Origin of the sequence: Cellulomonas xiejunii (assembly GCF_024508315.1) — a bacterium.
GTDB lineage: Bacteria > Actinomycetota > Actinomycetes > Actinomycetales > Cellulomonadaceae > Cellulomonas > Cellulomonas xiejunii.
In genome coordinates this window covers 2,783,965-2,796,207 of the sequence record NZ_CP101987.1, presented here as the reverse complement: position 1 = coordinate 2,796,207, position 12,243 = coordinate 2,783,965, and the positions used below count along the sequence as shown (strand labels likewise).

General features: G+C 73.3%; 13 protein-coding genes and 1 riboswitch. Of the genes, 10 read left to right on the top strand and 3 right to left on the bottom strand.

Features of this window, described 5'->3' with window-relative positions; translation table 11 throughout:
* Positions 1 to 41: 41 nt before the first annotated feature.
* A complete protein-coding gene (locus NP048_RS12710) occupies positions 42 to 1,274 on the top strand; it encodes an ROK family transcriptional regulator (protein WP_227575952.1) in 1,233 nt (410 codons plus the stop codon).
* Between the two features lie 64 nt (positions 1,275 to 1,338).
* Positions 1,339 to 2,118 carry an ATP-binding cassette domain-containing protein gene (locus NP048_RS12705; protein ID WP_227575951.1) on the top strand — a complete coding sequence of 260 codons (780 nt, stop codon included), beginning with the start codon at positions 1,339 to 1,341 and terminating at the stop codon, positions 2,116 to 2,118.
* A gap of 71 nt (positions 2,119 to 2,189) precedes the next feature.
* Here NP048_RS12705 and NP048_RS12700 read toward each other — a convergent pair whose 3' ends face one another.
* From NP048_RS12700 to purU, 3 genes are all read right to left on the bottom strand, one after another.
* Positions 2,190 to 2,651, bottom strand: a complete 462-nt coding sequence (locus tag NP048_RS12700; protein ID WP_227575950.1) for an aromatic ring-opening dioxygenase LigA — start codon at positions 2,649 to 2,651, stop codon at positions 2,190 to 2,192.
* 221 nt (positions 2,652 to 2,872) lie between these two features.
* Entirely contained in the window at positions 2,873 to 4,333 is a 1,461-nt protein-coding gene (locus tag NP048_RS12695; RefSeq protein WP_227575949.1) for an extracellular catalytic domain type 1 short-chain-length polyhydroxyalkanoate depolymerase, read from the bottom strand.
* Between the two features lie 174 nt (positions 4,334 to 4,507).
* A complete protein-coding gene (gene purU, locus NP048_RS12690) occupies positions 4,508 to 5,374 on the bottom strand; it encodes a formyltetrahydrofolate deformylase (protein WP_227575948.1) in 867 nt (288 codons plus the stop codon).
* A 48-nt stretch (positions 5,375 to 5,422) separates the two neighbouring features.
* Here purU and NP048_RS12685 point away from each other — a divergent pair, with 48 nt between their 5' ends.
* From NP048_RS12685 to NP048_RS12650, 8 genes are all read left to right on the top strand, one after another.
* On the top strand, positions 5,423 to 5,914 hold the full coding sequence (locus tag NP048_RS12685; protein WP_227575947.1) for a GNAT family N-acetyltransferase: 492 nt from the start codon (positions 5,423 to 5,425) through the stop codon (positions 5,912 to 5,914).
* Positions 5,915 to 6,140: 226 nt separating this feature from the next.
* Complete coding sequence (locus NP048_RS12680) at positions 6,141 to 6,608, top strand: SigE family RNA polymerase sigma factor (RefSeq protein ID WP_227575946.1); 468 nt, start codon at positions 6,141 to 6,143, stop codon at positions 6,606 to 6,608.
* The gene (locus tag NP048_RS12675; RefSeq protein ID WP_227575945.1) at positions 6,605 to 7,615 is read left to right on the top strand and encodes a hypothetical protein; all 1,011 of its coding nucleotides are present in this window, start codon (positions 6,605 to 6,607) and stop codon (positions 7,613 to 7,615) included. The genes NP048_RS12680 and NP048_RS12675 overlap by 4 nt, the downstream gene beginning before the upstream one ends.
* A 164-nt stretch (positions 7,616 to 7,779) precedes the next feature.
* Positions 7,780 to 8,367 (top strand): hypothetical protein, encoded by a 588-nt coding sequence (locus NP048_RS12670; RefSeq protein ID WP_227575944.1) that lies wholly within the window; start codon positions 7,780 to 7,782, stop codon positions 8,365 to 8,367.
* 51 nt (positions 8,368 to 8,418) lie between these two features.
* Positions 8,419 to 8,508, top strand: a riboswitch (ZMP/ZTP riboswitch).
* 70 nt (positions 8,509 to 8,578) lie between these two features.
* On the top strand, positions 8,579 to 9,859 hold the full coding sequence (gene glyA, locus NP048_RS12665) for a serine hydroxymethyltransferase (protein ID WP_227575943.1): 1,281 nt from the start codon (positions 8,579 to 8,581) through the stop codon (positions 9,857 to 9,859).
* Positions 9,860 to 9,873: 14 nt separating this feature from the next.
* A complete protein-coding gene (locus tag NP048_RS12660) occupies positions 9,874 to 10,755 on the top strand; it encodes a bifunctional methylenetetrahydrofolate dehydrogenase/methenyltetrahydrofolate cyclohydrolase (RefSeq protein ID WP_227575942.1) in 882 nt (293 codons plus the stop codon).
* A 116-nt stretch (positions 10,756 to 10,871) separates the two neighbouring features.
* Positions 10,872 to 11,351, top strand: a complete 480-nt coding sequence (locus tag NP048_RS12655; RefSeq protein ID WP_227575941.1) for a VOC family protein — start codon at positions 10,872 to 10,874, stop codon at positions 11,349 to 11,351.
* 71 nt (positions 11,352 to 11,422) lie between these two features.
* Positions 11,423 to 12,235, top strand: coding sequence for an exodeoxyribonuclease III (locus tag NP048_RS12650; RefSeq protein WP_227575940.1), 813 nt, complete (start codon positions 11,423 to 11,425; stop codon positions 12,233 to 12,235).
* The last annotated feature ends 8 nt before the right edge of the window (positions 12,236 to 12,243 follow it).

Sequence of the window (12,243 nt, the reverse complement as noted above, 5' to 3'; positions counted from 1 at the left end):
GGTACCGCAGTGCGGCGCACGAGCGCCGGTAGGTTGCCCCCGTGAGCAGGCGAGCGGCAGCAGCGGGCTCGCAGTCGTCCCTGCGGGAGGCCAACAAGGCGCTGGTGGTGGGGACGATCCAGCGGTACGGCGGCCTGACCCAGGTGGAGCTCGCCGCCGCCACGGGGCTGTCCCAGGCGACGGTGTCGACCATCGTCCGCGAGCTGCTCGCGGTCGGACTGGTCGACACCGCCGTCACCACCCGCAGCGGTCGGCGTGCGCAGCTCGTCACGTTGGCCCGTCGGGTGGGTCTGGCGGTGGGCGTGCAGATCGGGCACCGGCACCTGCGCGTCGCCCTGGGCGACTTCGCGCACGAGGTGGTCGCCGAGCAGGTGCTGCCGCTGCCGTACGAGCACCCGTCGGACACCACGCTGGACCGCGCGGCGCTCCTCGTCACGGACCTGCTCGAGCGCGTCGGCTCGGGTCTCGACGAGGTCGTCGGCATCGGGGTCGGCGTGCCGGCGCCGGTCGACGCGGACACCGGCATGGTGTCCGTGCCCGGTGTCATGCGGGGCTGGGAGGGGGAGCACCTGGGGCAGGTGCTGGCCAAACGGCTCGGGCGGCCCGTGCACGTCGACAACGACGCGAACCTCGGGGCGCTCGCGGAGTCGACGCTGGGAGCGGCGCGCGGGTACCGCGACGCCGTGTACGTGCGGGCGTCGTACGGCACGGGCGCGGGCATCGTCATCAGCGGTCAGGTGCACCGGGGGTTCGCCGGCACGGCTGGGGAGATCGGGCACGTCCAGGTCGACCCGGCGGGGCACATCTGCCGGTGCGGGTCGCGCGGGTGCCTCGACACCGTCGTGGGGTCGAGCGCGCTCGTCGAGTCGCTGCGTGCGACGCACGGCTCGCTGGCCCTGCGCGACGTCATCGCGCGGACGCGTGACGGGGACCCGGGGTTCGCGCGCGTGGTGGCCGACGCGGGCGCGATGATCGGCGCCGTCGTGGCGGGACTCGGCACGGCCGTCAACCCGCAGTGCGTGGTCGTCGGGGGCGAGCTCTCGGAGACCGGCGAGGTGCTGCTGGGACCGTTGCGCGAGGCGGTGCGGCGGCGGGTGCTCGTCAACCGGATCGCACCGCTCGAGGTCGTCCCGGCGGCCCTGGGGCAGCGTGCCGAGGTGATGGGCGCCTTGGTGCTCGCGCTGGCGTCGGCGGACGTGGCGGTGCGGGCGGACGACGACGCAGGGTTGGACGGCGGCGCCGACGAGCACGAGGAGCAGGAAGGCGAGGGTTGACCGGGGGAGGGCGGGGGGCTTCACTGCACGTGGACGTGCGCGACGGGAGCAGGTGGATCGAGGCATGACTGACGCGACACGGGTGCCGTTGCTGTCGATGCGAGGTATCAGCAAACGGTTCGGGGCGGTCGAGGCGCTCGTGGGCGTCGACCTCGACGTGCACCGGCACGAGGTCGTCGCGCTGGTGGGGGACAACGGCGCGGGCAAGTCGACGCTCGCGAAGATGGTCGCCGGCGTCCTGAGCCCGGACACGGGCTTCATCGAGATCGACGGCGCACCGGTGAGCATCCCGACGCCGGCGGCCGCGCGCGCTCTGGGCGTCGCGACGGTCTTCCAGGACCTGGCGCTGTGCGACAACCTCGACGTGACCTCCAACCTGTTCCTGGGCCGCGAGCTGCGCGACGCCCGCGGAGTGCGCGACGACGAGCGCATGGAGGAGGAGGCTCGCCGGATCCTGCGGGACCTGACGAGCAGGATCCCCTCGGTCCGGGTGCCGCTGTCGAACCTGTCGAAGGGCCAGCGGCAGACGGTCGCGATCGCGCGCACGCTCATCGGCGATCCGCGCATCGTGGTCCTCGACGAGCCGACGGCGGCGCTGTCGGTGGCGCAGACGGCGGAGGTCCTCGTTCACATCGAGGGCCTGCGCGACCTCGGGCTCGGGGTGGTGCTCATCAGCCACAACATGACCGACGTGCGGGCGGTCGCGGACCGCATCGAGGTGCTGCGGCACGGTCGCAGCAACGGGTCGTTCGACGCGCGGACGACGGGCTACGAGAAGATCCTCGGGGCGATCACGGGAGCGGTCCGCGCGGACACCGCGCAGCCACCGGCCCGCGTCTCGTGACGTCAGCGCCGTCCCAGGCCCCGGCGAGGAGGCGGGGGCCTGGGTGCGCTTCCACGGCGCGTGCGGCGCGCTCAGGTCGCGGCGTTGCGCAGGCCGAGGCCGCCGAGCACGAACCCGGTCCCGATGCCCACGAGCGCGAGCGCCACGCCGAACGCGATGACGGACGTGATCAGGGAGGCGCGCAGGAAGGTCCCGGTGGCGACTGCGGGACGCTGCGGGTCCTCACGGTCCATCTCCGCGTAGGTGAGGCCCCCGGTCATCTCGGCGAGGTCCGCGCGGATGACCTCGGTCTGCGCCCAGGCGGCCCACGGCGTCACGACGGGTTGGCCGGCGAACGCGGCCGCGTCCTCGGAGACGGTGATCTCCTCCTGCGCCAGGCCCTGCGCGATGCCCGCCCAGGTGCCGACACCGGCGAGGGCCATGAGGATCCCGAGTGCTGTCAGGAGCGTGCCGAGCAGGTGGGCCCGGCGTGCGGGGGGCGTCGAGGACGGGGTGCTGACGGGTGTGGCGTTGGGTGCGACATCGGCGGACATGGGGTTCCCCTTCGGTCGGACGGTGCCGGTGCCTTCGGCGGCCCCGGCTGGCCCCACCGTGGTGGGTGAATTCTCAAGGAGATACCCGGCAAAACGATTTGTCGGACTTCAGTCACGTCGGTCACGTCCGTGTGACATCGCGCGGCGTGGCCCCGCGCCGCGCGAGGCGGCGGCTCCCGCGTCGCAGGAGCCGCCGCCTCACTCACGGCGCGGGTGGGCGGTCAGCCGTTGGTGCAGGTGGCGCCGTTCAGCGTGAACGACGACGGTGACGCGTTGGTGCCGGAGTGCGACCCGTTGAAGCCGATCTGCACCGAGCCGCCGGCCGGGATCGTGCCGTTCCACGGTGCGTTCCGCGCCGTCACCCGGCTGCCGGACTGCTCCACCTCACTGCTCCAGGCCTGGGTGACCTGCTGGCCGGAGGGGAAGGCCCAGCTCAGGGTCCACCCGTTGATCGCGCTGGACGACGTGTTGGCGATCGTGAGGTTGGCCGTGAAACCGGTGTTCCACTGGTTGACGGAGTACGCGACGGAGCACGTCCCGGCCGGGGCGCCGGTCGTCGGGGTGGGCGTCGGGGTCGGGGTAGGCGTCGGGGTCGGGGTCGGGGTCGGGGTCGGGGTGACCGTCGGCGTCGGCGTCGGCGTCGGTGTGGGTGTGGGTGTGGTGGTCGCCGTGGGTGTGGGTGTCGGGGTGGGCGTGGGTGTCGGGGTGGGCGTCGTGCTCGTCTGGTCGAGGCCGAAGAACGCGATCGCCGCGGCAGCGTCGACCGGCAGGTTGTGCGTCACGCCCTGCAGGAGGTTGGCCTCCAGCAGCGCCTGCGTGCCGGTACCGCCGTAGCGGGCGCGCGTGCGGTTGCCGATGGTCTCGGTCGAGGCGGGGGTCGAGCTGATCCCCATCACGTTCGTCCACTGCTTGACGGCCTCGGTGTGGTTCTGCGAGCTCAGGGTCTCGTCGTTGCTGCCGTGCCACAGCTGGACGCGGGGGCGCTTGCCGCTGTAGCCGGGGTACGTGGCCCGGGCGAGGTCGCCCCACTGCTGGGCGGACAGGATGCGCCGGCCCTGGGCGCAGTCGCTGTTCCAGCCGGCCTGCGCCGTCGTGCCCGGCTTCGCGCCACCGGTCGAGAAGCACGTGGCGGGGACGCCGGCGAACGCGGCACCGGCTGCGAAGACGTCGGGGTACTCGGCCAGCACCAGCTGGGTCGTCATGGCACCCGACGACGTCCCCGTGATGAAGACGCGCGACGTGTCCGTCGTGTAGCGCTGCTGCACGTGCCGGACCATCTGCACGATGCTCTGCGGGTCCGAGCCGCCGTCACGCGTCATCGCGGCCGACGACGAGACGTCGAAGCAGTTGCCCGGCCGGTTCGTGCTGGGGTACACGACGATGTACCCGTGCTGGGAGGCGAGCTCGTCGAACTGCTGGCCGCTGTACATCGCCTGCGCGCTGCCGGTGCAGTAGTGCACGACGACCAGCACGCCGGGGTTGGCGGGCAGGCGGTCGGGCACGAACTGGTACATGCGCAGGCCGCCGGGGTTGGTGCCGAAGCCGGTCACCTCGACCAGCGAGGCGGCCTGCGCCGCCGGTGCGCCGGCGAGCTGCGCAGCTCCCGCCAGCGCCAGCGCGACCACAGTGCCCAGCAGGCCGACACGTACGGCGCCGCGACCGCGGGTGCGGAACAGTCTCATGGTGGTGCCCTCCTCGCCCTGCCGGGCGCGACGGCGCACCGGCACTCCTCGACGGCGGGGAACGTTTGCCGCACCGTCAGGCCGAGCATGTCGCGCGGCGCGCGCGACCGCACGGGGCGAAACGCTTCGTGCCGGACCGACCACACGCGCGGCGGGAGCCCCGCCGCGACGCGGTCAGCGGAAGACGATCGTCCGGGTGCCGTCCAGCAGCACGCGGTGCTCGGCGTGCCAGCGCACGGCGCGTGCCAGCGCACGGCGCTCGACGTCCTGACCCAGGGCCACGAGGTGCTCGACCGCGTGCGTGTGGTCCACACGCTCGACGTCCTGCTCGATGATCGGGCCCTCGTCGAGGTCGCCCGTCACGTAGTGCGCCGTCGCCCCGATGAGCTTGACGCCGCGCTGGTGCGCCTGCGCGTAGGGGCGTGCGCCCTTGAACGACGGCAGGAACGAGTGGTGGATGTTGATGACCCGGCCCTGCAGGCGCCGGCACAGGTCGTCGGACAGGATCTGCATGTAGCGCGCGAGCACGACGAGCTCCACATCGAGCTCCTCGACCAGCTCGAGCAGGCGCGCCTCGGCCGCCGCCTTCGTCGCCGCCGTCACCGGCACGTGGTGGAACGGGATGCCGTAGAAGTCGGCCATGGGGCGCAGCACGTCGTGGTTGGACACGACGGCGACGAGGTCCACGGGCAGGTTCTCCGAGCGCTGCCGGAACGCCAGGTCGTTGAGGCAGTGCGCCGTCGTCGACACCATGACCAGCGTGCGGACGGGTCGGCCCGCGACGTCCAGTCGCCACGTCATGCCGAACCGGTCCGCGAGCCGGGTCAGGCCCGCCCGCAGCACGTCGTCCCCGGCGTCCGTCGTCACCTGCACGCGCATGAAGAACAACCCGGACAACGGGTCACCGAACTGCTGCGACTCGGTGATGTTGCCCCCGTGCTCGGCCAGCAGACCGGCGACGGCCGCGACGATGCCGGGCTGGTCGGGGCAGGACAGGGTCAGGACGAGGTGCGTCGGGTCGACGGGCGAAGTGTGTGACACGAGGTCTGAGAGTAGTGCGCGGGTGCCGCGGGCTGACACCATGGCGCCATGACCGCCCTCGACATCCGCCCGGTGACCGTGGACGACGCGGGTGAGCTGCTCACGCTGCGCCGCGCCGCCTTCGTCACCGAGGCGCAGCAGTACGGCGACCCGAACATCCCGCCGCTGACGCAGACGCTCAAGGAGCTCAAGGCCGACCTGGAGGCCGACGGCGTCATCACGCTCGGTGCCTGGTGGGGTCACCGTCTGGTCGGCTCCATCCGCGTGCTCGTCGAGGGCGGCAAGGCCACGCTCGGCCGGTTCGCCGTGGCCCCCGACCTGCAGGGCAAGGGCATCGGCACCGAGCTGCTCTCCGCGATCCTGCCGACGCTGCCGGACGGCATCGAGGAGGTCTGGGTCTTCACGGGCCGCGACTCGCTGCAGAACATCGCCCTGTACAACAAGGCCGGCTACGAGCACCAGCACGACCAGACCGCCGGCGACCTCACGTACGCGTACCTGCGCAAGCTCCTGGGTGAGGGTGAAGTCGTCCAGGCCTGATCCCGGAACGATCCCGACGCCCCGCGACGCAACCTTCGTGGGGCGTCGTGCGTGAAGAGGGCATGAGGACGTCGACGCCACCGCACGGGGCGCAGCAGCACGACCCGCCGGACGACGCAGGCCCGCGCGAACCGCTGGCCACGGTGCTGCCGCCGGGCCGTGGCCGCGACGAGGAGTTCGCCGCGTTCATGGTGACCGCCGTGCCGTCGCTCGCGCGGACGCCTGGTTGCTCTGCGGTGACACGCACCAGGCCGACGAGCTGGTGCAGCAGGCCATGGTGCGCACCTACCTCGCCTGGGACCGGGCGCGAGAGCGCGAGCCGCTCGCGTACGCCCGTCGGGTGCTGGCCAACCAGCGGGTGTCGACGTGGCGACGGCGACGCCGCGAGGTCCTGCTCGCGACGTCCGAGCTCCCCGAGCGCGGCCGCGACGACGGCCAGCAGCTGCACGCGGACCGGGACCAGCTCGTCCGGGCGCTCGCGCTGCTCACGGCACGCCAGCGCCGCGTCGTCGTCCTGCGCCACCTGGAGGGACTGACGGAGAAGGAGGTCGCCGACGACCTGGGCATCTCCGTCGGCACGGTGAAGTCGACCGCGTCCCGGGCGCTCGCCCGGCTGCGCGAGGCGATGGGCGACCACGACCGCGACGACGCCGCGACGCCGGCTGCCGGCGTGCGGGACGGAGGTGTGCGATGAGCACGCAGGACGAGCGTTACGCGCAGGTGCTGCGGGAGCGGGCGGCGGCCGTCGTGCCGGCGGTCGAGGTGGATGTCGACCGGGTCGTGCCCCGTGCGCGCCGGCGGCGGGCCGTCGTGCGCGGCGGGTTCACGGCGGGCACGCTGGCGCTGGTGCTCGGCGTCGGGTCGCTCGCCGGGTCCGCGCTCGGCGGCGCCGCGCCGCAGCCCATCCCGCCGGCCGGGACGTCGGGTGCGGAGCCCCCGGCGGCCTCGGAGCCGGTGGCGCCGTCCGTACCCACGCGGCGTCCGACCGTGCCCGGGGTCGCCGTCATCGCGGCCGACGGCACGGTGACCGGCGTCCCGGGCGACCCGTGGGACGGGGACGCGAAGTACTGGTACCAGCTCACCGAGGCGAGCTACCCGGCGTGGCAGGACGGGGTGCTGATGCCCCCCGAGACGCAGCGCGGGGAGTCGTGGAGGAGCCGGGAGCGTCCCGGGCTGCTGGTCTCGGACGGTGACCTCGAGGCGGCCATGGGCACGGGGCCGTCCGTGGTCCTCGGCACCTGGGTGGTGGCGGGCCAGCGGCACGAGATGCTCACCGACCCCACCGTTCTGCCCACCGACGGCGACGAGCTCGCGCAGGTCGTGCGCGACAGCCTGGAGGAAGGGCGGGGTGCGGGCACGGATGACGACAAGGTGTACGAGGTCGTGCGGACCGCGCTGCGTGAGGGAGGCCTGTGGGCCGAGGACCTGAGGTCCGCGCTGTGGGCGGTCGCGGCGTCGCTCCCGGGCGCCGAGGTCGGCCAGGGCGAGGACGGTCTGGGCCGCGCGGGCGAGGTGCTGCGGTACAGGGACTCGGCCGGGGAGCTGCACCAGCTCGTCCGGGACGCGTCCGGTCTCCTGCTCGAGGACAGCAGCCCCGAGGAGGGCTCGTACACCCGTTACCTCGAGCAGCGCCCGGTGGACGACGTGCCCGTGGAGCCGACGGTCGAGACGACCGGGTGCTTCGACTGGGCGACCTGCTGACCTGCGACTCTGCCCCCTGCCGCCCGTCACCGCCGGTGACGGGCGGCAGCCGGGTGCCTCGGCGAGCACGACGAGGACGCCCGCCCGAACCCGCTCCTCGAACCCGCCCCCGGGGCCCGCGCGGTCCGATACGGTCCGGGTGTCCGACGGGAGTGGAGGTCGACGTGCGACGCAGGACGCTCGGAGCGGCGGGGGTGCTCGCGGCCGCGCTCGCGGTCACCGTCCTGGTCGGCCCGGTGGCGCCGGCGCAGGCGGGGACGCAGCCCGTCGTCGTCGGTCCGTCCGCCGTGAAGGACTGCACGAGCGTCACCCTCTCCGGGGACCTCGACTGGACGGTGCGACGCGGGCTGCTCGTCGCGCGGTGGTCCGGCAGGACGGTCACCGGGACGAGCGTCCGGCTCGACGTCGACGCCGCGTGCGCTGAGGCGGCCGGGTTCCACGCGGTCGTCGGCGCCGTGGGGAGAGGTCCGCAGGCCGTGGCCGAGCAGCGGGACGGCCAGGGCGGGTTCGCGTTCGGCGACGGGTGGTCGACCGGGTTCGGCGGCATCTCCTGGGAGGAGACGGCCCCCGCCGACCTGGTGTCCGGGTGGGTCTCGGCACGTGACGTCGACCTCGGCTCCGCGCGCACCCGACCGGAGGGCGGCTGGTGCGCCCCGGTCGTCGTCGTCGTCGAGCGCGCACGCACCCAGCCCGACGGCATCGTCGTGCCCGAGCGGGTCGACCACCATCTTGAGGTCTGCTCGTCCCGCTGACGCGTCCGCGGCCCGGACGTGCACCCGACGCCCGCCGCGCGGTTGCTAGGCTGTCGGGGTCGCGACTGGCGCAGCAGGTGGGTCACCACCGGGGAGCGACGCAGCAGCTGGACCAACGGGTCGGACGCCTGGGCCCTCGGTCGCCCCACACCCGACGTGTGCGGTGCGCCGGACGCCGCCCGCACAGTTGACTGCGACAGGAGCCCTTCGTATGAGCGAGAACGTGCTCGACCAGAACATCTCCCAGCTCGACCCGGAGATCGCGGCGGTCCTCGACGGTGAGCTGGCCCGCCAGCAGAACACCCTCGAGATGATCGCCTCCGAGAACTTCGTGCCGCGCGCGGTCCTGCAGGCGCAGGGCTCCGTGCTCACCAACAAGTACGCCGAGGGCTACCCCGGCCGCCGCTACTACGGCGGCTGCGAGCAGGTCGACATCGCCGAGACCATCGCGATCGACCGCGCCAAGGCCCTGTTCGGCGCCGAGCACGCCAACGTCCAGCCGCACTCCGGCGCCACGGCCAACGCCGCGGTGCTGCACGCGCTGATCAACGCGGGCGACAAGATCCTCGGCCTCGACCTCGCGCACGGCGGCCACCTCACGCACGGCATGCGCATCAACTTCTCGGGCAAGCTCTACGACGTGGCCGCCTACGGCGTGGACCCGCACACGTTCCGCGTCGACTACGACGCCGTCCGCAAGGCCGCGCTCGAGCACCGCCCCGACGTCCTCATCGGCGGCTGGTCCGCCTACCCGCGCCAGCTCGACTTCGCTGCGTTCCGCGAGATCGCGGACGAGGTCGGCGCGAAGCTGTGGGTCGACATGGCGCACTTCGCGGGCCTCGTCGCCGCGGGCCTGCACCCCAACCCCGTCGAGCACGCCGACGTCGTGTCGTCGACCGTGCACAAGACGATCGGCGGCCCCCGCTCGGGCTTCATCCTGAGCAAGGAGCAGTACGCCAAGAAGATCGACTCCGCCGTGTTCCCGGGCCAGCAGGGCGGCCCGCTCATGCACGTCATCGCCGCCAAGGCCGTGGCGTTCAAGGTCGCCTCGACCGAGGACTTCAAGGCCCGCCAGCAGCGCACGATCGACGGCGCCCGCATCATCGCCGACCGTCTGACGGCCCCGGACGTCGCCGCGGCCGGCGTCTCGGTCCTCACCGGCGGCACCGACGTGCACCTCGTGCTCGTCGACCTGCGCCACTCGACGCTCGACGGCCAGCAGGCGGAGGACCTCCTGCACTCCGCCGGTGTCACGGTCAACCGCAACGCCGTCCCGTTCGACCCGCGCCCCCCGCGCGTCACGTCCGGCCTGCGCATCGGCACGCCCGCCCTGGCGACGCGGGGCTTCGGCGACGCGGAGTTCACCGAGGTCGCCGACATCATCGCCACCGCGCTGGTCGAGGGCACGTCGGCGGACGTCGAGGCGCTGGGCGCGCGGGTGCGCAAGCTCACCGAGGCGTTCCCGCTGTACCCCGGCCTGCAGCAGTACTGAGCGGAGAGGAACCGATGACCGCCCAGAAGCTGGACGGCACCGCCACGGCGGCTGCCATCAAGGCCGAGCTCACCACTCGCGTCGCCGCGCTCGCCGCGCGCGGCGTCGTGCCGGGGCTCGGCACGCTGCTCGTCGGCGACAGCCCGGCCTCACGCTCGTACGTCAACGGCAAGCACAAGGACTGCGCCGAGGTGGGCATCGCCTCGATCCGTGCGGAGCTGCCCGCCGACGCCTCGCAGGCCGACATCGAGGCTGCGGTGCAGCGGCTGAACGACGACCCGGCGTGCACCGGGTACATCGTCCAGCTGCCGCTGCCGCAGGGCATCGACCAGAACCGCGTCCTCGAGCTGATCGACCCGGACAAGGACGCGGACGGTCTGCACCCGACCAACCTCGGGCGCCTCGTGCTGCGGGTCAACGACCCCGTCACGTCGCCGCTGCCGTGCACCCCGGCGGGCATCATCGAGCTGCTCGAGCGGTACGGTGTCCCGCTCCAGGGCGCCGACGTGGTCGTCGTCGGGCGCGGTGTCACCGTGGGGCGCTCGATCGGTCTGCTGCTCACGCGGCGCGAGGTCAACGCGACGGTCACACTCACGCACACGGGCACGGTCGACCTGGCGGAGCACACCCGCAACGCGGACGTCGTCATCGCCGCGGCCGGCGTGCCCGGCGTCGTGACGGCCGAGATCGTCAAGCCCGGTGCTGTCGTCGTCGACGTCGGCGTCTCCCGGGAGCTGGACGCCGTCACGGGCAAGAGCCGCGTCGTCGGCGACGTCCACCCCAACGTCTGGGACGTCGCGTCCTGGGTGTCGCCCAACCCCGGCGGCGTGGGACCGATGACGCGCGCGATGCTCCTGAGCAACGTGGTCCGCACGGCGGAGCTCCAGGCCGGCTGACGCCGAGCAGCCACGAGGCCCCGGGTCGCGCGACCCGGGGCCCTCGTGCGTCCGCCCGGTGAGTTCCCGGTGGGTCGGTGGTCGGTACGGGGGACCACCGAGGAGAGGAGCCCACCATGGGCATGGTCCGTACGCACCTGTGGTTCGCCAGGGACGGTCACGAGGCCGCGCAGTTCTACGTGTCCGTCATCCCGAACTCGCGCATCACGAAGGTCGTGGACGCGGGTCCCGGCGTGCCCGACGTCCCCGAGGGGACACCGTTCATCGTCGAGCTCGAGCTCGACGGGCACGCCGTGACGATCCTCACGGCGGGTCCGTCGTTCACCCCCGACGAGGCGTTCTCGTTCTACCTGAGCGTCGACGGTCAGGAGGAGGTCGACCACTACTGGCAGACGCTGATCGCCGACGGCGGGGAGCCCAGCCAGTGCGGCTGGCTGAAGGACCGGTACGGCGTGTCGTGGCAGGTCGTGCCGAAGGCGCTCGACGACATCATGTCGCGCCCGGACGCAGCCGGGGTCGCCCGCGCGACCCAGGCGATGCTGCAGATGCGCAAGCTCGAGATCGCCCCGCTCGAGGCCGCGTACGCGGGGGAGTGAGTCGGGCGCCGCCCGCCCGGCGGCGCGGACCGTGGCACGGGGACGTCGGCGGTGTGCGGCAGGATGGCTCGGTGCTCCGAGTCGCCACCGTCAACGTCAACGGGATCCGCGCCGCCTTCCGCCGCGGCATGGGGGAGTGGCTGGACGTCCGCAAGCCGGACGTCCTGCTGCTGCAGGAGGTGCGGGCGTCGGACGAGATCCTCGCCGACCACCTGCCGCCGGGCGGCTGGCACCTCGCGCACGAGGCCGGGCACGCCAAGGGGCGTGCGGGCGTCGCGATCGCGTCGCGCCTGCCGATGAGCGCGGTGCGGATCGGGTTGGGCACCGGCGTCACGGGCGACGCCGGGCGCTGGGTCGAGGCCGATCTGGAGGTGCCGTCGGACGGCGACGGCCCCGCGCGGACGCTCACGGTCGCCTCGGCCTACCTGCACTCCGGCACGGTGGGCACGCCCTCGATGGACGAGAAGTACGCCTTCCTCGCCCACGTCACCGACAGGCTGGCCGCGCTCGTCGCGTCCGGCGGCCTCGTCGTCGTCGCCGGGGACCTGAACATCGCCCACCGCGAGGTCGACATCAAGAACTGGAAGGGCAACCTGGCGAAGGCCGGGTTCCTGCCGCAGGAGCGCGCTTACCTCGACCGGTGGTTCGACGAGCTCGGGTGGCGCGATCTCGGCCGTCAGCTGGGCGGCCCGGGGCCGGGCCCGTTCACGTGGTGGTCGTGGCGCGGCAAGGCGTTCGACAACGACGCCGGCTGGCGCATCGACTACCAGCTCGCCAGCCCGCCCCTGGCGGTGCTGGCGGGGTCAGCGACCGTCGACCGTGCCGCCACCTACGACGCGCGGTTCAGCGACCACGCGCCCCTGGTCGTCGAGTACGACCTCTGACCCGGTCG